General features: G+C 73.3%; 26 protein-coding genes and 1 pseudogene. 6 read left to right on the forward strand and 21 right to left on the reverse strand.

Annotation, left to right across the window (positions count from 1 at the left end; all coding sequences use genetic code 11):
• The 8 genes from E4P41_RS06015 to E4P41_RS06050 all read right to left on the reverse strand — a co-directional run.
• Positions 1 to 257: NAD(P)H-hydrate epimerase (locus E4P41_RS06015; RefSeq protein ID WP_280659450.1), on the reverse strand; the 257-nt coding region annotated here is incomplete at its 3' end.
• Entirely contained in the window at positions 254 to 643 is a 390-nt protein-coding gene (locus tag E4P41_RS06020) for a holo-ACP synthase (protein WP_135140021.1), read from the reverse strand. The genes E4P41_RS06015 and E4P41_RS06020, both read right to left, overlap by 4 nt.
• A 71-nt stretch (positions 644 to 714) precedes the next feature.
• Complete coding sequence (gene glmS, locus E4P41_RS06025; RefSeq protein WP_135140022.1) at positions 715 to 2,577, reverse strand: glutamine--fructose-6-phosphate transaminase (isomerizing); 1,863 nt, start codon at positions 2,575 to 2,577, stop codon at positions 715 to 717.
• A 74-nt stretch (positions 2,578 to 2,651) separates the two neighbouring features.
• Positions 2,652 to 3,995, reverse strand: a complete 1,344-nt coding sequence (glmM, locus tag E4P41_RS06030; RefSeq protein WP_135140023.1) for a phosphoglucosamine mutase — start codon at positions 3,993 to 3,995, stop codon at positions 2,652 to 2,654.
• An 11-nt stretch (positions 3,996 to 4,006) separates the two neighbouring features.
• Entirely contained in the window at positions 4,007 to 4,384 is a 378-nt protein-coding gene (rpsI, locus tag E4P41_RS06035; protein WP_245177144.1) for a 30S ribosomal protein S9, read from the reverse strand.
• A 38-nt stretch (positions 4,385 to 4,422) separates the two neighbouring features.
• Positions 4,423 to 4,866, reverse strand: coding sequence for a 50S ribosomal protein L13 (gene rplM / locus E4P41_RS06040; RefSeq protein ID WP_135140025.1), 444 nt, complete (start codon positions 4,864 to 4,866; stop codon positions 4,423 to 4,425).
• Positions 4,867 to 5,090: 224 nt separating this feature from the next.
• Entirely contained in the window at positions 5,091 to 5,597 is a 507-nt protein-coding gene (locus E4P41_RS06045; RefSeq protein ID WP_209307568.1) for a carbonic anhydrase, read from the reverse strand.
• Positions 5,598 to 5,629: 32 nt separating this feature from the next.
• Positions 5,630 to 6,628: a PfkB family carbohydrate kinase gene (locus E4P41_RS06050; protein WP_135140026.1), complete on the reverse strand. Its 999-nt coding sequence runs from the start codon at positions 6,626 to 6,628 to the stop codon at positions 5,630 to 5,632.
• 41 nt (positions 6,629 to 6,669) lie between these two features.
• On the opposite strand from E4P41_RS06050, the gene glp reads away from it, so the two are divergent.
• The 4 genes from glp to E4P41_RS06070 are packed head-to-tail and all read left to right on the forward strand — an operon-like array spanning position 6,670 to position 9,357.
• Positions 6,670 to 7,872, forward strand: coding sequence for a gephyrin-like molybdotransferase Glp (gene glp / locus E4P41_RS06055; protein WP_245177142.1), 1,203 nt, complete (start codon positions 6,670 to 6,672; stop codon positions 7,870 to 7,872).
• A complete protein-coding gene (gene moaC / locus E4P41_RS06060) occupies positions 7,869 to 8,336 on the forward strand; it encodes a cyclic pyranopterin monophosphate synthase MoaC (RefSeq protein WP_135140028.1) in 468 nt (155 codons plus the stop codon). The genes glp and moaC overlap by 4 nt, the downstream gene beginning before the upstream one ends.
• A complete protein-coding gene (locus E4P41_RS06065; RefSeq protein ID WP_135140029.1) occupies positions 8,333 to 8,827 on the forward strand; it encodes a MogA/MoaB family molybdenum cofactor biosynthesis protein in 495 nt (164 codons plus the stop codon). Before moaC ends, E4P41_RS06065 begins: the two co-directional genes overlap by 4 nt.
• Positions 8,828 to 8,832: 5 nt before the next feature.
• Entirely contained in the window at positions 8,833 to 9,357 is a 525-nt protein-coding gene (locus E4P41_RS06070) for a DUF6578 domain-containing protein (RefSeq protein WP_135140030.1), read from the forward strand.
• Here the strand turns inward: E4P41_RS06070 and fdhD are convergent.
• Entirely contained in the window at positions 9,354 to 10,184 is an 831-nt protein-coding gene (gene fdhD / locus E4P41_RS06075) for a formate dehydrogenase accessory sulfurtransferase FdhD (RefSeq protein ID WP_135140031.1), read from the reverse strand. The two genes, E4P41_RS06070 and fdhD, sit on opposite strands and share 4 nt — an antisense overlap.
• A gap of 31 nt (positions 10,185 to 10,215) precedes the next feature.
• Here fdhD and E4P41_RS06080 point away from each other — a divergent pair, with 31 nt between their 5' ends.
• On the forward strand, positions 10,216 to 10,818 hold the full coding sequence (locus tag E4P41_RS06080; protein ID WP_135140032.1) for a molybdenum cofactor guanylyltransferase: 603 nt from the start codon (positions 10,216 to 10,218) through the stop codon (positions 10,816 to 10,818).
• 9 nt (positions 10,819 to 10,827) lie between these two features.
• Positions 10,828 to 11,490 (forward strand): NAD(P)-binding oxidoreductase, encoded by a 663-nt coding sequence (locus tag E4P41_RS06085; protein ID WP_135140033.1) that lies wholly within the window; start codon positions 10,828 to 10,830, stop codon positions 11,488 to 11,490.
• Here the strand turns inward: E4P41_RS06085 and truA are convergent.
• The 12 genes and pseudogenes from truA to secY all read right to left on the reverse strand — a co-directional run bounded on the left by truA (position 11,487) and on the right by secY (position 20,021).
• On the reverse strand, positions 11,487 to 12,335 hold the full coding sequence (gene truA / locus E4P41_RS06090; RefSeq protein WP_135140071.1) for a tRNA pseudouridine(38-40) synthase TruA: 849 nt from the start codon (positions 12,333 to 12,335) through the stop codon (positions 11,487 to 11,489). The two genes, E4P41_RS06085 and truA, sit on opposite strands and share 4 nt — an antisense overlap.
• A gap of 7 nt (positions 12,336 to 12,342) precedes the next feature.
• A complete protein-coding gene (locus E4P41_RS06095) occupies positions 12,343 to 12,726 on the reverse strand; it encodes a hypothetical protein (RefSeq protein ID WP_135140034.1) in 384 nt (127 codons plus the stop codon).
• A gap of 362 nt (positions 12,727 to 13,088) precedes the next feature.
• Positions 13,089 to 13,436 (reverse strand): annotated as a pseudogene (gene rplQ / locus E4P41_RS23070) (50S ribosomal protein L17); the annotation flags it as partial.
• A gap of 260 nt (positions 13,437 to 13,696) precedes the next feature.
• Complete coding sequence (locus tag E4P41_RS06105) at positions 13,697 to 14,773, reverse strand: DNA-directed RNA polymerase subunit alpha (protein WP_135140036.1); 1,077 nt, start codon at positions 14,771 to 14,773, stop codon at positions 13,697 to 13,699.
• A 157-nt stretch (positions 14,774 to 14,930) separates the two neighbouring features.
• Complete coding sequence (gene rpsD, locus E4P41_RS06110; RefSeq protein WP_091156677.1) at positions 14,931 to 15,557, reverse strand: 30S ribosomal protein S4; 627 nt, start codon at positions 15,555 to 15,557, stop codon at positions 14,931 to 14,933.
• 35 nt (positions 15,558 to 15,592) lie between these two features.
• Positions 15,593 to 16,000: a 30S ribosomal protein S11 gene (gene rpsK / locus E4P41_RS06115; RefSeq protein WP_014377968.1), complete on the reverse strand. Its 408-nt coding sequence runs from the start codon at positions 15,998 to 16,000 to the stop codon at positions 15,593 to 15,595.
• A 106-nt stretch (positions 16,001 to 16,106) separates the two neighbouring features.
• Positions 16,107 to 16,487: a 30S ribosomal protein S13 gene (gene rpsM / locus E4P41_RS06120; RefSeq protein WP_113782566.1), complete on the reverse strand. Its 381-nt coding sequence runs from the start codon at positions 16,485 to 16,487 to the stop codon at positions 16,107 to 16,109.
• Positions 16,488 to 16,501: 14 nt separating this feature from the next.
• Positions 16,502 to 16,615, reverse strand: a complete 114-nt coding sequence (rpmJ, locus tag E4P41_RS06125) for a 50S ribosomal protein L36 (protein ID WP_012950458.1) — start codon at positions 16,613 to 16,615, stop codon at positions 16,502 to 16,504.
• Between the two features lie 73 nt (positions 16,616 to 16,688).
• Positions 16,689 to 16,910, reverse strand: coding sequence for a translation initiation factor IF-1 (infA, locus tag E4P41_RS06130; RefSeq protein ID WP_012950459.1), 222 nt, complete (start codon positions 16,908 to 16,910; stop codon positions 16,689 to 16,691).
• Positions 16,911 to 17,219: 309 nt separating this feature from the next.
• A complete protein-coding gene (gene map, locus E4P41_RS06135) occupies positions 17,220 to 18,080 on the reverse strand; it encodes a type I methionyl aminopeptidase (RefSeq protein WP_245177143.1) in 861 nt (286 codons plus the stop codon).
• A 16-nt stretch (positions 18,081 to 18,096) separates the two neighbouring features.
• Entirely contained in the window at positions 18,097 to 18,711 is a 615-nt protein-coding gene (locus E4P41_RS06140; RefSeq protein WP_135140037.1) for an adenylate kinase, read from the reverse strand.
• Positions 18,711 to 20,021, reverse strand: a complete 1,311-nt coding sequence (gene secY / locus E4P41_RS06145; protein WP_135140038.1) for a preprotein translocase subunit SecY — start codon at positions 20,019 to 20,021, stop codon at positions 18,711 to 18,713. Before secY ends, E4P41_RS06140 begins: the two co-directional genes overlap by 1 nt.
• Between the last annotated feature and the right edge of the window lie 134 nt (positions 20,022 to 20,155).

A 20,155-nucleotide genomic window follows, 5' to 3' on the forward strand; every position in this document is an offset into this window, starting at 1 on the left:
TGCTCCGCGTCGAGCAGGACGGCGGTCACCCGGGCGCCGCGGCGGGCCAGGTGCGCGCCGGCGAACAGGGCATCCCCACCGTTGTTGCCGGCGCCGACCAGGGCGGTGACCCGGGCCCCGTGCGCGCGGCCGAGCAGCTCCAGGCAGACGGTCCCCAGGCCGGTCGCGGCCCGCTGCATGAGCGTCCCCTCCGGGGTGGCCGCGAGCACCGGCTCCTCGGCGGCCCGCACCTCGACGGCGGTGTACAGCCCGATCACGCGTCCTCCCCGCGCAGCACGCCCTCGGCGACGACCACCGCCGAGGCGATGCCGCCGTCGTGGCTCAGCGAGACGTGCCAGGAGGTGACGCCCAGCTGCGCCGCCCGGCCGGCGACCGTCCCGCGGACCGTCAGGTGCGGCCGGCCGTGCTCGCCGACGGTGACCTCCGCGTCGTGCCAGCGCAGGTCGCCGGGCGCCCCCAGTGCCTTGGCGACGGCCTCCTTGGCGGCGAACCGGGCGGCCAGCGACTCGCCGGTGCGCGGCGCCCCACTCGGTGTCCGCTGCTCGGCGACGGTGAACAGCCGGTCACGCAGGCCCGGTGTCCGGGTCAACGACTCGGCGAAGCGGGCGACCGGCACCACGTCGATCCCGACTCCGATGATCACGCCGCCAGTCTGCCGCGCCGTGAGCGGAGTCGCTGGAGAGCGGTTCCTGCGCTCGAGCGACTCCGCTCAGGTCACTCGACGGTGACGCTCTTGGCCAGGTTGCGCGGCTGGTCGACGTCGTAGCCGCGGGTGTCGGCGATCTCGCAGGCCAGCACCTGCAGCGGCACCGTCGTCACGATCGGGGCCAGCAGCGTCGGCGTGCGAGGCACCCGGATGACGTGGTCGGCGTAGGGCAGGACGTCGTCGTCGCCCTCCTCCGCGATCACGATGGTGCGCGCCCCGCGGGCCCGGACCTCCTGGATGTTGGAGACCACCTTGCCGTGCACCGACCCGCGCGACCGCGGCGACGGGACGATGACCACGACGGGCGTGCCCCGGTCGATGAGCGCGATCGGGCCGTGCTTGAGCTCGCCGGCGGCGAAGCCCTCGGCGTGGATGTAGGCCAGCTCCTTGAGCTTGAGCGCGCCCTCCAGGGCCACGGGGAAGCCCACGTGCCGGCCGAGGAAGAGGATGGTGTCGGCGTCGGCCAGCGATCGGCCGAGCTCGCGCACCGGCTCCATCCGGGTCAGCACCTGGCTCACCGCGTCGGGCAGCCGGCGGAGGTCCTCGACGATCGCGGCGACCTCGTCGGCGTACTTCATGCCGCGCACCTGGGCGAGGACCAGGCCGACCAGGTAGCAGGCGACGATCTGCGCGAGGAAGCTCTTGGTCGAGGCGACGGCGACCTCGGGGCCGGCGTGGGTGTAGAGGACGGCGTCGGACTCTCGCGGGATCGTCGAGCCGTTGACGTTGCAGATCGCCAGCACACGGGCCTTCTGGTCCTTGGCGTGCCGCAGCGCCATGAGGGTGTCCATCGTCTCGCCGGACTGGCTGATGACGACCACCAGCGTGGACCGGTCGAGCACCGGGTCGCGGTAGCGGAACTCGCTGGCCACCTCGACCTCGACCGGGATGCGGGTCCAGTGCTCGATGGCGTACTTGGCGATCAGCCCGGCGTGGTACGAGGTGCCGCAGGAGACGACGAAGACCTTGTCGATGTCGCGCAGTTCCTGGTCGGAGAGCCGCACCTCGTCCAGCACGAGCTGGCCGTCGTCGCCGAGCCGGCCCAGCAGCGTGTCGGCGACCGCCTGCGGCTGCTCGGCGATCTCCTTGAGCATGAACCAGTCATGACCACCCTTCTCGGCGGCCTCGGCGTCCCAGTCGACGGTGTAGGCGGTCGGTTCCACCACCGTGCCGCCGAAGTCGGTGACGGTGAGCCCGCGGCGCCGGTCGATCTCCACCACCTGGTCCTGACCGAGCTCGCGGGCCTCGCGGGTGTGGGCGATGAAGGCGGCGACGTCCGAGCCGAGGAAGTACTCGCCGTCGCCGACACCGACGACCAGCGGGCTGTTGCGGCGGGAGGCGACGAGGGTGTCGGGCTCGTCGGCGTGCGAGGCGACCAGCGTGAAGGCCCCCTCCAGCCGGCGGCTGACCGCGCGCATCGCCTCGGCCAGCCGACCGGGCCCCTGGGGCGTCTCGGCGTACTGCTTCGCCAGCAGGTGCGCGGCGACCTCGGTGTCGGTCTCGGAGGCGAACTCGACGCCGGTCGCTTCGCACTCGGCGCGCAGTGCCGCGAAGTTCTCGATGATGCCGTTGTGGATGACCGCGACCTTGCCGTCGACGGACAGGTGCGGATGGGCGTTGCGGTCGGTCGGCCCACCGTGGGTGGCCCAGCGCGTGTGCCCGATGCCGGTCGTCGACTCGGGCAGCGGGGAGTCGGCCAGGACCTTCTCCAGGTTGGCCAGCTTGCCGGCCTTCTTCGCCGTGGCCGTTCCGCCGTCAGCCAGGACGGCGACGCCCGCCGAGTCGTACCCCCGGTACTCCAGCCGGCGCAGGCCCTCCAGGACGACATCCAGAGCGCTCTGCGGACCGACGTATCCCACGATGCCGCACATTCACGCGAGACTACCGGCGGAGGCGGACCGCTCCGTCCCCACACGAGTGGGACGGGACGGTTGTGACCGGTGTGTCAGTCGACGGCGGCGACGACGTCGGCGAGGCGCTCGGCGATCGCGTCGGCCTGCGTCTGCGTCGGCGCCTCGACCATCACCCGGACCAGCTGCTCGGTGCCCGAGGGGCGCAGCAGCACCCGCCCGTCGTCGCCGAGCTCGGCCTCGCAGTCGTTGACCGCCGCGGCCACCTCGTCGCTCTCCACGACCGCGAGCCGGTCGCGCACCGGCACGTTGACCAGGGTCTGCGGCAGCCGCTGCACCACCGAGGCCAGCTCGGCCAGGGACGACCCGGTCTCCGCCATCCGCGAGAGCAGCGACAGGCCGGTGAGCAACCCGTCGCCGGTCGTGGCGTGGTCGAGGAAGACCAGGTGCCCGCTCTGCTCACCGCCCAGGCTGAGCCCGTGCGCCCGCAGGGCCTCCAGCACGTAGCGGTCACCGACGGCGGTGGTGTGCACCGCGATGCCGGCGTCGCGCATCGTGTGGTGGAAGCCCAGGTTGCTCATCACCGTCGCGACGACCGTGTCACCGGTGAGCCGGCCGCGCTCGTGCAGCCCCAGGGCGCAGACGGCGAGGATGGCGTCGCCGTCGACGACGCCGCCCGCGGCGGTGACCGCCAGGCAGCGGTCGGCGTCGCCGTCGTGGGCGATGCCGAGGTCCGCGCCGTGGGCATGCACGGCCTCGGTCAGCGGACCCAGGTGCGTGGAGCCGATGCCGTCGTTGATGTTCCAGCCGTCGGGTTCGCCGCCGATCACGTGCACGGTGGCACCGGCCCGCCGGTACACGTCGGGAGCGCACACCGCGGCGGAGCCGTGGGCGCAGTCGACGACGACGGTGAGCCCGGACAGCGGCCGGGCGACGGTCGAGAGCAGGTGCTCGACGTAGGTGCCGGCGGCGTCGGGGAGGTCGGAGACCCGGCCGATCTCGGCACCGGTGGGCCGCGGCCCGTCGACCTGGCCGGCAGTCACCGCCTGCTCGATGGCGGCCTCCACCGCGTCGGGCAGCTTGTGGCCGCCGCGGCTGAAGAGCTTGATGCCGTTGTCGGGCATCGGGTTGTGGCTGGCGGAGATCATCACGCCGAGGTCGGCGCCGGTGTGCGCGGTGAGGTGCGCGACCGCGGGGGTGGGCAGCAGCCCCGCCCGCAGCACCTGAGCGCCGGCGCTGGCGAGGCCCGCCACGACGGCGGCCTCCAGCATCTCCCCGCTGGCACGGGGATCGCGGCCGACGACCGCGACGGGACGCTGGGTCCCGTCGCGGTCGGCGAGCACGCCGGCGGCAGCACGTGCCACCGAGAGGGCCAACTCCGGCGTGAGGTCGGCGTTGGCCCGACCCCGGACGCCGTCGGTCCCGAAGAGGCGACCCACGGACGGACCGGTCAGCGCTTCGAGTACTGAGGCGCCTTGCGGGCCTTCTTGAGCCCGTACTTCTTGCGCTCGGTGACGCGGGCGTCACGGGTGAGGAAGCCGGCCTTCTTCAGGGCCGGGCGGTCCTCGGCGTCGACCTCGACGAGCGCGCGGGCGATGGCCAGGCGCAGCGCGCCGGCCTGGCCGCTGACGCCGCCGCCCTTGAGGATGCCGACGACGTCGTACTGCTCGGCCCGCTCCACGGTCACGAGGGGCTCACGGATGAGCTGCTGGTGGACCTTGTTCGGGAAGTACTGCTCGATGGTGCGGCCGTTGAGCCGGAACTGGCCGGTGCCGGGCAGCAGCCGCACGCGGACGACGGCCTCCTTGCGCCGGCCGACGGTCTGCACCGGACGCCCCTCGGCGTCGGTCACGCTGAGAGCGCTCGTCACTGGGCCACCTGCTTGATCTCGTAGGGCTGGGGCTGCTGCGCGGCGTGCGGGTGCTCGGGCCCGGCGTACACCTTCAGCTTCTTGAGCATCTGACGGCCCAGGCTGTTGTGCGGGAGCATGCCCTTCACCGCGCGCTCGACGACGCGGTCGGGGTGCGTGCGCAGCTGGTCGCCGACGGGGATCCGTTTGAGACCGCCCGGGTACCCGGAGTGGCGGTAGGCCATCTTCTCGTCGCGCTTGGAACCGGTCAGGGCCACCTTGCCGGCGTTGACGATGACGACGAAGTCGCCGACGTCCACGTGCGGGGCGTACTGGGGCTTGTGCTTGCCGCGGAGCAGGACCGCGGTCTGGCTGGCGAGTCGACCGAGCACCACGTCGGTGGCGTCGATGACGTGCCAGGCCCGGCTGATCTCGCCGGGCTTGGGGGTGTACGTGCGCACGGCGCTCGTGTCCTCCGTCGTCGTCGGGAAAGGCTGGTGGGATCGCCTCACCGAGCACGGGAGACGGTGCGGCACGCGGGCACCAGCCGGCTGTCGCGCACCCGCGAACGACGATACCAGCCGGCTACGGGGCTCTAGCGGTCCCGGCCCCGCTGCAGGGGCCCGCCGCGGCCCCGTCCCGAGGCTCGCCCCGAGCGCGCGAGGGGTGAGGAGGACGGGGTCCTTCACCGGTGGGGGGCAGCGGGGTCCTCGATCTCGCGCAGCCGCCCGGTGTCGACGTCGTAGACGGTGCCGCGGACGTCGTCGGAGAGCAGGTACGGGCAGGCCCGCAGCTGCCGGACCGACTCGCGGACGTCCTCCTCGACGTCGGCGAACCCCTGCACGGCCCAGTCCGGCCGGGCGCCGGTGGCCTGCTCGACCTGGGCGAGGAACGCGGCCTCGTCGGTGCCCTGCATCCCGCAGCGCGTGTGGTGCACCAGCACGACCTCGCGGGTGCCGAGCAGGTGCTGGGAGATGGTGAGCGAGCGGAGGGTGTCGTCGGTGACGACCCCGCCGGCGTTGCGGATGACGTGGGCGTCGCCGGGCGCCAGGCCGAGGATGCGGTAGACGTCCATCCGCGCGTCCATGCAGGCCACGACGGCGACCGCACGGGCGGGTCTCGCCGGCAGCTCCGCGGGGGCCTGTTGCGCCCACTCCTCGTTGGCCGCCACCATCCGGTCCACCTCGGCCACGGTTCCCCTCCTCGCTTCCGGCTGGCCCGACCCTAACCACGGCTCGCGCGGTGGGCGCCCCGGTGGCGGGCCACCGCCTCGTGCAGTCGGCCCGGGGTCAGCTCCGGACGACCACCGGCGTGCGTCACGGTCAGGCCGGCCGCGGTCGACGCGGCCCAGGAGGCGTCCTCCGGTGCGGCGCCGCCCAGCAGCGTCGCGATCAGCGTGGCGACGTAGGCATCCCCGCCGCCGGTCGGGTCGACCTGCTCCCAGCCCAGCCGGGGCACGAGGACGTCGCCGTCGGCCCACCCGGGGTCGACCTCGAGCTCCTCGGCCGCGGCGCCCAACCGGGGCCCCGCCCGCCAGGCGACCAGGTCGCCCTCGTCGCCGACCCCGAGCGCCACCACCCGCGGGCCGGCGGTCAGCAGCTCGGCGACCGCCTCACGAGCGTCTTCGACCCCGGACAGCTCGCGGCCGAGCAGCAGCGCCGCCTCCGCGGCGTCGGCCCGGACGACGTCGGCCCGCGCCAGCACCGCGTCGCGCGTGGCGCCGTCCTCCGGGGCGCCGTCGACGACGACCAGCGCACCGTCGGGCACCCGCTGCAGCGCCGCGCGGACCGCAGGCCCGGGCTGCTGCAGCTGCAGGCTCACCGCCTGGGCCGCCGCGAGATGCGCCGAGGCGGCGGCGACGTCACCCGGAGTGAGCAGCACGCCGTCCGGCACGTCCTCGAGCAGTCGCCGAACCCCGCCGTCCTCGACCAGGTCCACCAGCAGCGCCGTGCTCGCGCGGCGTCGGCGCACCACCGCCGAGACGTCGATGCCGTCGGCCGTGGCCTGCGCCAGGACCTCCCTGCCGGGGAGATCCTCACCCACGACCCCGACCAGGGCGACCGGGACCCCGAGCTGGGCCAGCGCCACGGCCTGGTTGGCGCCCTTGCCGCCGAGGAGCTCGCGGCGCTCGCCGACCGTCGCCGAGCCGCCCACGTCGGGCAGGGCCGCGGTGCGCAGCACGAGGTCGCGGCCCACCTGGCCCAGGACCACGACGTCGGCCATGCGCGTCCCCTCTCGGATGCCGGCGGCGGGAATCGGTCAGGATGTGCCCCGTGCGCACGGTCGAGGAACACCAGGCGGTCGTCGCGGCGCTCCTCGCCCCGCTGGACGACGAGGAGGTGGCGCTGGCGGCGGCGCACAACCGGGTCCTGGCCCGGGACGTGACCGCGCAGGTGGCGCTGCCGGGGTTCGACAACTCCGCGATGGACGGCTACGCCGCGCGCTGGGCCGAGGTCTCCCGACCCCCGGTTCGGCTACCGGTCGCCGACGACATCCCGGCCGGACGCACCGACGTCCGCCCGCTGACGCCCGGCACCGTGCAGCGGATCATGACCGGCGCACCGCTGCCGGACGGCGCGGACGTCGTCGTCCCGGTCGAGCTCACCGACGGCGCCACCGACGTCGTCGGGATCCGGGACGCCCCCGCCGCCGGCACCCACCTGCGGCGCGCCGGGGAGGACATTCCCGCGGGGTCGGTCGCGCTGACCGCCGGCACCCCGCTCGGTGCGGCGCAGCTGGGTCTGGCCGCCGCCGTCGGCGCACGGACCCTGTGGGTGCGCCGCCGCCCGCGGGTACTGGTGCTCTCCACCGGCAGCGAGCTGGCCGAGCCCGGCACTCCGCTGCTGCCCGGGCAGATCTACGAGTCGAACTCCGCGCTGCTCGTGGCCGCTGTCGAGGACGCCGGCGGGACGGCGCGGCGGCTGCACTTCGTCCCCGACGACGTCGACCAGTTCCTCGCCACCGTGCGCGCGGAGCTGGCGAGCGCCGACCTGCTCGTCACCAGCGGCGGGGTCAGCGCCGGCGCCTACGAGGTCGTCAAGGACGCCTTCCGGGCGCTGGGCACCGTCGAGTTCGTCAAGGTCGCCATGCAGCCCGGTGGCCCGCAGGGCGCAGGCACGGTGGACGGCGTCCCCGTGGTCACCCTGCCCGGCAACCCGGTGAGCTCCTTCGTCTCCTTCGAGGTCTTCGTCCGGCCCGCGCTGCGCCGCGCGCTCGGCCACGCCGCCCCCGACCGGCTGCGCGCCCCGGCCGCACTGACCGCCCCGCTGCGCTCCCCCGCCGGGCGCCGCCAGTTCCTGCGGGGCCGCTACGACGCGGGGACGGTGTCCCAGGTCGGCGGGCCGGGGTCGCACCTGGTCGCCCACCTGGCTCGCGCCAACTGCCTGGTCGTCGTCCCCGAGGACGTCACGGAACTGTCCGCCGGCGCCCAGGTGGACGTCGTGCTGATCGAGGGAGCCCTGCAGTGAACCAGCTGACCCACGTCGACGAGGCCGGCGCCGCCCGGATGGTCGACGTCTCCGCCAAGCCGGTCACCGCCCGCGAGGCCACCGCCGCCGGCCGGGTGCTGGTCAGCGCCGAGGTCGTGGCGCTGCTGCGCGGGGAGGGCGTACCCAAGGGTGACGCCGTCGCCGTCGCCCGCATCGCCGGCATCGCCGGGGCCAAGCGGACGCCGGACCTCGTGCCGCTGTGCCATCCGATCGCCCTGCACGGGGTCACCGTGGACGTGACCGTCGTCGACGACGCCGTGGAGATCACCGCGACCGCGCGCACGGCGGACCGCACCGGTGTGGAGATGGAGGCGCTCACCTCGGTCGCCGTCGCCGGGCTCACCGTCATCGACATGGTCAAGGCCGTCGACCCGCGCGCGGCGATCACCGACGTCCGGCTGCTGGCCAAGTCCGGCGGCAAGAGCGGGGAGTGGCGGCGGTGAGCGCCGGGTTGCCGGGCGACGCCCGCGCGGTCGTCGTCACCGCGTCCAACCGGGCCTCCGCCGGCGTCTACGAGGACCGCAGCGGGCAGGCGCTCGCCGACGGGCTGCGCGCGCTCGGCTTCACCGTCGAGGGGCCGCACGTGCGCCCGGACGACGTCGCGGAGCTCGAGACGGTGCTGCGCGAGGCGGTGGCCTCGGGCGCCGACGTCGTCCTCACCACCGGCGGCACCGGTCTGTCCCCCACCGACGTCACCCCCGAGGCCACCCACCGGGTGCTGGAGCGCGAGGCGCCGGGCATCGCCGAGGCGGTGCGGCGGTACGGGGAGGGCAAGGTGCCGACCTCGGTGCTCTCCCGCGGCATCGCCGGCACCGCGGGTCGCACGCTGATCGTCAACCTCCCCGGCTCCACCGGCGGGGTGCGCGACGGCCTCGCCGTGCTCGGCCCCCTGCTGCCCCACGTCGTCAGCCAGCTCCGCGGCGGCGACCACTGAAGTCCGTGGTGGACGTCGACGTCTTCCTCGCCGGGTGGGAGATCGAGTGCTGCCAGCCGCCGCCAGCAGAGGGAGACCACGTCAGCTGGCCCCTCGTCTGGGCCGACGACCCGTCCGGTCCCGGGGCGCTGGAGCTCGCGTGGTCGGTGCGGCCGGTCGCGGCCGGGGCCGGCCGGAACGTTCCCGGCCTACTCCTGCAGCACGGTCCGCTGAGCGCCTGGTGGGCCGGGACGGCCGAGGAAGAGGTCCCCGGCCGCGGCACTCTCCTGGCGGACCTCCACGGTGGGATGCCGCACCACGTCCAGCCCACGGGCGGCCGGGTGGTGCGCGTCCAGGTCGTCGTGCAGCTCTACCGCCGGGCAGGAACTCCGACGTACGTGCCGGTCGCCGGTGAGTTCGAGCTCCGCCACGTGACTCGCAGCCCCCGGTGGTTCGACGAGGGGTCGGGCGGGCCAGAGCCGCGCCCCGAGCTCAAGCGCATGCAGAGCGGCGTCCTGGTCGGGCTCCGACCGGAGGCGGCCGCCGGCTAGTCCGGCAGAACGATGCGGTTCCGGCACGTGTAGACGTTGCAGCCGTCGCCGCGGAGGAAGCCGACCAGGGTGATGCCCACGTCGGCGGCCAGCTCCACCGCCAGGGACGACGGCGCCGACACCGCGGCCAGCACCGGGATGCCGGCCATCGCCGCCTTCTGGGTCAGCTCGAAGCTGGCCCGGCCGCTGACCATCAGCACGTGCCCGGCCAGCGGTAGCCGTCCCTCGCGCACCGCGTCGCCGACGACCTTGTCCACGGCGTTGTGCCGGCCGACGTCCTCGCGCAGGGCGACCAGCTCGCCGTCCGCGGTGAACAGCCCGGCCGCGTGCAGACCGCCGGTCTTGTCGAACACCTGCTGGGCGGCGCGCAGCCGGTCGGGCAGCGCCAGCAGCGTCTGCAGGGGCAGCCGGACGTCGTCCGCGGCCACGTCGTGCCGCGTCCTCGTCCGGATCGTGTCGATGCTGGCCTTGCCGCACACCCCGCAGGAGCTCGACGTGTAGAAGTTCCGGTCCAGCGCGGTGTCCGGCGGCTCCACGCCGGGGGCGAGGTCGACGTCGACGACGTTGTAGGTGTTGCGGCCGTCCTCGTCGACGGAGCTGCAGTAGCGCAGCCCGGTCACGTCGTCGGCCGACCCGATCACCGCCTCGGTGGCGAGGAAGCCGTGCACCAGGTCGAAGTCGTCGCCCGGCGTGCGCATGGTGACCGCCAGCGGCGTCCCGGCGAGCCGGATCTCCAGCGGCTCCTCGGCCGCCACCGTGTCCGGACGGGTGCTGTGCGCCGCGCCGCGGATCCGCAGCACCGGCGTCCGGCTCGTCACTCGTCCCACGGCTGGCGACGGTAACCCCTACCGTCGCAGCGTGTCCGCGCTGCCGCCCTACGCCGCCGTCGTGCTCGCCGGCGGCCGCGCGGCCCGGATGGGCGGCCAGGCCAAACCGCAGCTCGACGTCGGCGGCCGCACCATCCTCGCCGCCGTCCTCGCCGCCGTCCCCGACGCCACACCGCGCATCGTCGTGGGCCCGCCGCAACCCGCGCCGCCGGACGTCGTCGTCGTGCGCGAGGACCCGCCGCGCGGCGGCCCCGTAGCCGCGATGCGGACCGGTCTCGCGCACATCCCCACGGAGGTCGTGGCGTTGCTCGCCGGTGACCTGCCCTTCCTCACCCCCGGCCTGGTCCGGGCGCTGCGCGAGCGGCTGACCGGCGACGGGGTCCTCGTGGTCGACGACACCGACCGCGACCAGCTGCTCCTCGGGGTGTGGCGGACGGCAGCGCTGCGCGCGGCGGTCGCCGACGTCACCGGACCGACGTCGGTGCGCCGGGTGCTCGCCCCGCTCGCGGTGCGCCGGCTGCACCCCGCCGTCCCGCCCGGGCAGCCGCCGCCGTGGACCGACTGCGACACCCCCGCCGACCTCGCCCGCGCCCGGGCCGCCGCCCGCCGGGTACCGCGTCGGCCCCGGGGGTAGGCCCGTCCCATGCGCATCGTTCTCGCCGGAGCCCACGGGCAGGTCGCCCGCCGCCTCGGCCGCCTGCTGTCCGCCCGCGGCGACACGGTCGTGGGCATCGTCCGCAACCCGGCGCACGAGGACGACCTGCGCGCGGACGGCGTCGATCCGGTGGTCCTGGACCTCGAGCGGGCCGGCGTGGAGCAGGTCGCCGACGTGGTGTCCGGGGCGGACGCCGTGGTCTTCGCCGCGGGTGCCGGCCCGGGCAGCGGCGAGGCCCGCAAGCACACCGTCGACAAGGGGGCGGCCCTGCTGCTGGCCGACGCGGCCGAGCGGGCCGGCGTCCGTCCGTACCTGCTGGTCTCGTCGATGGGCGTGGAACAGGCCCGCCAGGGGACGCCGCAGGGCATGGACCCGGTGTTCGCCGCCTACCTGCAGGCCAAGCTGGCCGCCGAGGACGCGATCCTGCCCCGCCCCGCGCTCGACACGGTCATCCTGCGACCCGGCCGGCTCACCGACGACCCCGGCACCGGACGGGTCACCCTGGCCCACGGCGTCGACTTCGGGGAGATCCCGCGGGACGACGTCGCCGCGGTCCTGGCCGCCCTGCTGGACGCCGGCAAGACGAACGAGGTCGTCGAGCTGGTCGGCGGGGACACCCCCATCGAGGAGGCGGTCGCCGCCCTCCCCTAATCGCGACGGGTCCGGGTGACCGCCGCGCGGGCGGCGAGCTCCGCATCGGCCGGATAGTCGACCGCCACCAGCGTCAGCCCGGCCGCCGGGGCGACGACGACCTCCCCCGCCCGCTGGGTGCGGCTCAGCAGCGTGGCCGGCCAGTCCGGCGCCCGCCGTCCCTCGCCCACGGCCAGCAGGGCGCCCACCAGGCTGCGCACCATCGAGTGGCAGAAGGCGTCCGCCGAGGCCCGCACGGTCACCAGGTCGCCGTCGCGAGCCGGGGACAGCGCCAGCAGCTCTCGGACCGTCGTGGCGCCCTCCCGGCGGCGGCAGAAGGCGGCGAAGTCGTGCTCGCCGAGCAGCAGCGCCGCGGCGACGGCCATCGCGTCGACGTCGAGCCGCCGGGGCCAGCCGACCGTGTTCGCGCGGCGCAGCGGCGGCGGGCCCGCGTCGGCGTCGGTGAGCCGGTAGAGGTAATGGCGGCGCAGCGCCCCGAAGCGGGCGTCGAAGTCCGGCGGCGCCTCGTCGACCGCGGGAACGGCGATGTCGGGCGCCAGGACGCCGCGCAGCCGGCGCACCAGGCGGTCCCGCTGCTCCTCCCAGACCGCGCGCGGCACGTCGCTGTGCGCGACCTGGCCGGTGGCGTGCACGCCCGCGTCGGTGCGGCCGGCGACGGTCAGCTCGGCCGGGACCCGCAGCACGGTGGCCAGCGCCGCCTCGAGGTCACCCTGCACGGTGCGCTGCCCCGGCTGGCGCGCCCAGCCGTGCAGCGCCGTGCCGTCGTAGGCGATGCGCAGCCGGAGACGGACGAGCCCGCCACCGGGACGGGTGGCGGGCTCGTCGGACGTGCGTGGAGTGGTCAGCGACCACTCACTCGGGGTCGGGAGCGGCCTCGCCCCCGGGCGCGTGCGAACCGGCGGTGGCGGCGTCGCCGAGCTCGGCGGCCTCGACCTCCGCGGCGGCCGCACGGGCCACCTCGGGCGAGAGCGCCGGGTCGTCGACGACGGCGACGTTCTCGGCGGTCGGCTCCGGGGTGACGTCGGCGTCGTCCTGACGCTCGTCGTCGGGGTTGAAGACGTCGGTGACGACCTGCTGGGCTTCGGGGTCGACGTCGCCGGAGGTCACGGCCGGCGAGGTGTCGCCGCCGGGCCCGGTGGTCTCGCCCTCCAAGGTCGCGCCCTGGTCGCCGCCGCCGACAGGGACGCCGGCTGCGCCGGCGTTGGCGCCCTGGCCCGGGTTCTCCCGGCCGCTCACCGGGGGCCGTCCGTGCCGTTGGCGTCGGTCGGGGCCTCCGCGTCCGCGGCGACGGCGTCGTCCGTGGCCTCGGCGGTGTCGTCGGCCTCCACGGCGCTGTCGTCGGCAGCGGTGGCGTGCTCGGCGGCGTCCGCGTCGACGGCCACAGCGTCGGGGGCGGCGTCGCCCACCGTGGTCTCGGTGTCGGTCGCCGTGGCGTCCGCATCGGCGCTCTCGAGCGCGTCGGCGGTGACCTCACCGGAGGCGGCAGCGGCACCGGCACCCGTGGCGGCAGCGGCACCCGTGGCGGCCCCGGAGGCGAACCGGGTGCCGCGGGCACGCTCGGCCTCACCGACGGCCTGCTGGGCCACGGTCTGGCCCTCGACCAGCTCGATGACCGCCATGGGAGCGTTGTCACCCTTGCGCGGACCCACCTTGGTGATGCGGGTGTAGCCGCCCGGCCGGTCGGCGAAGCGCGGCCCGATCTCGGCGAACAGCGTGTGGACGACGTCCTTGTCCCGGATGGTCGTCATCACCTGGCGCCGGGCGTGCAGGTCGCCGCGCTTGGCGAAGGTCACCAGCTTCTCGGCCAGGGGACGCAGCCGCTTGGCCTTCGCCTCGGTGGTGGTGATCCGCCCGTGCTCGAACAGCGACGTGGCCAGGTTGGCCAGCATCAGCCGCTCGTGCGCAGGGGAACCGCCGAGACGGGGGCCCTTGGTGGGGGTGGGCATGTCGGTCCTTCCTCAGGCTGCCGGGCCGCGGTGCCGGCTGCGTTCCGTGGTGGTGCTGACGTCTCGCGCGCGGAGCGCGCGGTGATGCCTCCGGGACCAGTGTGGCGCGCCCGGCAGCGGTGCCGGACGGCGGGTCGCCCCGCCATCCGGCCGGCCCCGCTGCAGACCCGGTCGCGGCCCCGTCCCGGGTCCCGCCCCGAGCTTGCGAGGGGTGGGGAGGAGGCGGACCTTCTACGAGGGGTGGGGAGGACGGGGTCCTCTCAGAGCTGCTCGGTCTCCTGGTAGGAGCCGTCGTCGTACTGCGCCTGGTCGTACCCGGCGGCGAACTCCCCGTGGCCCTGGTAGGCATCGGTCTCGTAGCCCTCGTCGTAGCTCTCGACCGAGGTGGGGATGAACCCGGGCGGGCTGTCCTTGAGGGCCAGACCCATGGCCGCCAGCTTCATCTTGACCTCGTCGATCGACTTGGCCCCGAAGTTCCGGATGTCCAACAGGTCGGCCTCGGAGCGGGTGACCAGCTCACCGACGGTGTGCACGCCCTCGCGCTTCAGGCAGTTGTAGGACCGGACGGTGAGGTCCATGTCCTCGATCGGCATCGAGAAGTTCGCGATGTCGGCGGCCTCGGCCGGGCTCGGGCCGACCTCGATGCCCTCGGCGTCGATGTTCAGCTCGCGCAGCAGGCCGAACAGCTCGACCAGCGTGGAGCCGGCACTGGCGATGGCGTCGCGCGGGGCGATCGACGGCTTGGTCTCGACGTCGACGACCAGGCGGTCGAAGTCGGTCCGCTGCTCGACACGGGTGGCCTCGACGGCGTAGGTCACCTTGAGGACCGGCGAGTAGATCGAGTCGACCGGGATCCGGCCGATCTCCTGGCCGGGCTGCTTGTTCTGCGGCGCCGGCACGTAGCCGCGGCCCCGCTCGACGACCAGCTCGATCTCCAGCCGACCCTTGCCGTTGAGCGTGGCGATGTGCAGGTCGGGGTTGTGCACCTCGACACCGGCCGGGGGAGCGATGTCGGCGGCGGTGACCTCACCCGGACCCTGCTTGCGCAGGTACATGGTCACCGGCTCGTCCGAGTCGGAGCTGACGACCAGGCCCTTGAGGTTGAGGATGATCTCGGTGACGTCCTCCTTGACGCCCGGCACGGTGGTGAACTCGTGCAGGGTGCCCTCGATCCGGATGCTGGTGACAGCAGCGCCGGGGATCGACGACAGGAGGGTGCGGCGCAGGGAGTTGCCGAGGGTGTAGCCGAAGCCGGGCTCCAGCGGCTCGATGACGAACCGCGAACGTGACTCGGTGAGGGTCTCCTCGGTCAGCGTGGGGCGCTGTGCGATGAGCATGGTGGTGTTCTCCTCGATGTCCTCCGGCGCCCGCCATATGACGCCGTGAGGGGGTGGTGCAGGCCCCGGCGGACATCCGTCCGCCCGCCGGGGCCGTCGGCCCCGTCCCGAGGCTCACCCCGAGCGTGCGAGGGGTGAGGAGGACGGGGTCCTTCAACTACTTGGAGTAGAGCTCGACGATCAGCTGCTCCTGGACCGGGGTGTCGATCACCTGACGAGCCGGGACGCTGTGGACCAGCACGCGCAGCTGGCTGCTGATGACCTCCAGCCACGGCGGCACCGGACGCTCGCCGGCGCGGGCCTGGGCGACCTCGAAGGGCAGCATCCGCCGCGACTTCTCGGCGACCTCGATGATGTCGTTGGAGCTCACTCGGTACGACGGGATGTCGACCTTGCGGCCGTTCACCCGGATGTGGCCGTGGCGCACCAGCTGGCGGGCCATGTCGCGGGACTCGGCGAAGCCGGCCCGGTACACGACGTTGTCCAGGCGCGACTCGAGGATCTGCAGCAGGACCTCACCGGTCTTGCCCGACTTCTTGTTGGCCTCTTCGTAGTAGCCGCGGAACTGCTTCTCCAGGACGCCGTAGATGCGGCGCGCCTTCTGCTTCTCGCGCAGCTGCAGCAGGTACTCGCTGTCCTTGCTGCGACCCCGACCGTGCTCGCCCGGCGGATAGGGCCGGATCTCGATCGGGCACTTCGGGGACTCGCACTTGCTGCCCTTGAGGAACAGCTTCATCTTCTCGCGCCGGCACATGCGGCAGTCGGCTCCGGTGTAACGGGCCACGTCAGGTACTCCTCGTCAGTCTCGTCAGTGGCCGGTCAGACCCGGCGGCGCTTCTTGGGGCGGCAGCCGTTGTGCGGCTGCGGGGTCACGTCCTGGATCTGGCCGACCTCGAGGCCGGTGGCCTGGAGGGACCGGATGGCGGTCTCGCGGCCGGAGCCGGGGCCCTTGACGAAGACGTCGACCTTGCGCATGCCGTGCTCCTGCGCCTTGCGCGCGGCGTTCTCGGCGGCCATCTGCGCGGCGAACGGCGTGGACTTGCGCGAGCCCTTGAAGCCGACGTGGCCGGCAGAGGCCCAGCTGATCACGTTCCCGTTGGGGTCGGTGATCGACACGATCGTGTTGTTGAACGTGCTCTTGATGTGCGCGGCGCCGTGGGCGACGTTCTTCTTCTCCTTGCGGCGGACCTTCTTGGCACCAGCCGCGGCGCGAGCCCTGGGAGGCATGTCTCTCCGGTTTCCTTGCTGATCAGTGGCCTGGTGACGCGATGGAACGGCCACCCTTCAGGGTCCCGCGCCGAGCCTGCGAGACGTGGGGGGAAGGGTGGTCCTTCTACTTCTTGCCGGCCTTCTTCTTGCCGGCGATGGTCTTGCGCGGACCCTTGCTCGAGCGCGCGTTGGTACGGGTGCGCTGCCCGTGCACGGGCAGGCCGCGACGGTGACGCAGGCCCTGGTAGCAGCCGATCTCCACCTTGCGGCGGATGTCGGCGGCCACCTCGCGGCGCAGGTCACCCTCGACGCGGAAGTGCTCGTCGATGTAGTCGCGCAGCTTCAGCAGGTCCTCGTCCGTGAGATCCCTGGCGCGCAGGTCGGGGCTGACGCCCGTCGCGGCCAGGGTCTCCTTGGCGTGGGCCTTGCCGATGCCGTAGATGTAGGTGAGCGCGATCTCCATCCGCTTCTCGCGGGGCAGGTCGACGCCGGCCAGTCGTGCCATGTCCAGGTACTCCCTCAGCCCTGCCGCTGCTTGTGGCGGGCGTTGTCGCAGATGACCATGACCCGGCCGTGCCGGCGGATCACCTTGCACTTGTCGCAGATCTTCTTCACCGACGGCTGGACCTTCACCGGTGCCGCCCCTCATTCCTGTCGATCGTGCGCCGAGCGCGCCCGCCCCTTCGGGGATTGCGCGCAGCGGCGGTTACTTGTACCGGTAGACGATGCGACCACGGGTCAGGTCGTAGGGCGAGAGCTCCACGACCACGCGGTCCTCGGGCAGGATGCGGATGTAGTGCTGGCGCATCTTGCCGCTGATGTGGGCGAGCACCCGGTGCCCGTTCTGCAGCTCGACCCGGAACATCGCGTTGGGCAGCGGCTCGACGACGCGACCCTCGACCTCGATGGCCCCGTCCTTCTTCGCCATGCCCGACACGGCCTCCCTGACTCGATGGTGCTGGTGTCCCTAGCGCGCCCACGCCGGTACCCGGCGGACGCGCTCGGTTGTGTACAGAACGGATGGTGCAGACACTCCCGCGAGGGCGCCCTGGGTCGTACGGCCACAGCACGACAGCAGGACGGCGCGAGCGCCATCGGCTACTGTACCCCGCCCCGGCGCGCCTCTCCAACCTGGGCCACCGGGGATGGTGGGTGGGGAAGGGCACAGCGGACGGTGGCCGAAGTTCCCCTCCTCCTCGCCCCTCGCACGCTCGGGCCGAGCCTCGGGAGGGGGCCTTTAGGTGCGGGGGCTGACCCCGAACGGGGCCAGCCCGGCGACGCCGCCGTCCTCGGCCGTGAGCACCCACGGACCCTCGGGCGTGATGGCGACGGTGTGCTCGAAGTGGGCCGCGCGCGACCCGTCCTTGGTAACCACGGTCCAGCCGTCCTCGAGCTCGACGGTGGCCGGGTCTCCCACGGTGACCATCGGTTCGATGGCCAGGGCCAGACCGGGCACCAGCCGGGGACCGCGCCCGGGCCGGCCGTAGTTCAGCACGTGCGGGTCCTGGTGCATCTCGGTGCCGATTCCGTGGCCACCGTAGTGGTCGACGATCCCGTAGGCGTGGTGCTCGGCGGTGATCGTCTGCTCGACCGCGTGGCTGATGTCGGTCAGCCGTCCGCCGGCCAGCGCCTTGGCCAACCCGGCCCACATCGACCGCTCGGTGACGTCGATGAGCGCGGCGTCCTCCGCCGACGGCGGCCCGACGGTGACGGTGACGGCGGAGTCACCGTGCCAGCCGTGCAGGATCGCGCCGCAGTCGATGGAGATGTTGTCCCCTTCGGCGAGCGCGCGGCTGCGGTCCGGGATGCCGTGCACGACCTCGTCGTTGATGGATGCGCAGATGCTGCCGGTGAACCCGTGGTAGCCCAGGAACGACGGCACCGCGCCGGCACCGCGGATGTGGTCCTCGGCAATGGCGTCCAGCTCACCGGTGGTCACCCCGGGCCGGACTGCCGCACGCACCGCGGCGATGGCCCCGGCCACGACGAGCCCGGCGGCACGCATGAGCTCGAGCTCGTGCGGCGTCTTGATCTGGATCATCCGTCCACTCCACTTCGCCAGCAGCGGGAGCCGGCCGAGAATCCCGGCGGCGCTCATGTACGGCGCCTCTTCCTCAGCCCGCGCTCGGCCCGTCGGGACGCGCGCCTCGGCAGGCTTCCAAGGCGGTCAGCGCCCGTTGGGTGACCTCCTCGACCGCGCCGATCGCGTCCATGCGCGCGAGCAGCCCCTCGGTCTCGTACCAACCGGAGAGGGGGGCGGTCTGTTCCCGGTAGACCTGCAGCCGGTGACGCACCGTCTCGGGTTCGTCATCGGAGCGCTGCACCCACTGCCCGTCGACCAGCATGCGCCGGCCGGAGAGGCGGCGCACCAGCTCGTCCTCGTCGACGACGAGCTCCAGCACGCAGTCGAGGCCGTGGCCGAGCTCCTCCAGGGACGAGCGCAGCTGCTCGGCCTGGGCGATGGTGCGGGGAAAGCCGTCGAGCAGGAAGCCGCCCTTGGCGTCGGCCTCGGCGAGCCGGCCCTTGACCATGGCCACGGTGATCTCGTCGGGGACGAGGTCCCCGGCGTCCATGTAGCCCTTGGCCGCAAGGCCCAGCTCGGTCTTCCCGCTCACGTTCGCCCGGAAGATGTCTCCGGTCGAGATCGCCGGGACGCCGAGCTGTCCGGCGATGATCTGTGCCTGGGTTCCCTTGCCCGCACCCGGAGGGCCGAGCAGCACGACGCGCACTACTTCAGGAACCCTTCGTAATTGCGCTGGTTGAGTTGCGTCTCGATCTGCTTCACCGTCTCCAACCCCACTCCGACCATGATGAGGACCGCGACCCCGCCGAACGGGAAGTTCTGGTTCTGCCCCGGCTGGGTGACGGCGAGGAAGAAATTGGGCAGCACGGCCACCACGCCGAGGTAGAGCGACCCGGGCAGGGTGATCCGGGAGAGCACGTACTGCAGGTACTCGGCGGTCGGCCGACCCGGACGGATGCCGGGGATGAAGCCGCCGTAGCGCTTCATGTCCTCGGCTCGTTCCTCCGGGTTGAAAGTGATCGACACGTAGAAGTACGTGAAGAACACGATCAGCCCGAAGAAGACCGCGATGTGCACCGGGCTGCTCTGGTCGATGACGTAGTTCTCGAAGAACTGCCGGACCCCACCGGTCTCGTCGCCCTGCAGTTGGACGATCAGCTGTGGCAGGTAGAGCAGCGACGAGGCGAAGATGACCGGGATGACGCCGGCCTGGTTGACCTTCAGCGGCAGGTAGGTCGACGTCCCGCCGTACATCCGGCGGCCGACCATGCGCTTGGCGTACTGCACGGGGATGCGTCGTTGGGCCTGTTCGACGTAGACCACCGCACCGATGATCAGCAGTGCGAAGGCGCAGACGACGGCGAAGACCAAGGCGCCGCGGGTCTGCAGGATCGCACCGCCCTCGGCCGGGATGCGCGCAGCGATCGAGGTGAAGATCAGCACGGACATGCCGTTGCCGATCCCCTTCTCGGTCAGCAGCTCGCCCAGCCACATGATCACAGCAGTGCCGGCGGTCAGCGCGATGACCAGCACGATCGTCGTCCAGATCGAGTCGGACGGGATGATGTCCTGCGAGCAACCGGGGAAGAGCTGGCCGCTGCGGGCCAGAGCGATGATGCCCGTGCTCTGCAGGACGGCGAGGGCGATCGTCAGGTAGCGGGTGTACTGGGTCAGCTTCTGCTGGCCCGACTGCCCTTCCTTCTTCAGCTGCTCGAAGCGCGGGATGACCACGACCAGCAGCTGCACGATGATGCTCGCCGTGATGTACGGCATGATGCCGAGCGCGAAGACCGACAGCCGCAGCAGCGCTCCGCCGGAGAAGAGGTTGACCAGCGAGTAGAGGTCGCGCTGGTCGGAGGCCTGCGCCTGTTCGAGGCAGCTGTTGATGGCCTCGACCGAGACGCCGGGGCCGGGGATCGCCGCCCCCAGCCGGTACACGGCGATGATCGCCAGGGAGAACAGCAGCTTGCGCCGGAGGTCTGGCGTCCGGAACGCCGCGGCGAACGCCTGCAGCACGTGCCCTCCCCTGCTCGGTCGGATGAGGTTAGCAATGCGCGGCCCGGCGGCTGCGGAAGCCGCCGGGCCGCGGGTGACTTGCTGGAACGGCCGCCCTTCAGGGGCCCACGCCGAGCGTGCGACGCGTGGGGGGA

Origin of the sequence: Geodermatophilus sp. DF01-2, from assembly GCF_004571065.1 — a bacterium.
GTDB lineage: Bacteria > Actinomycetota > Actinomycetes > Mycobacteriales > Geodermatophilaceae > Geodermatophilus.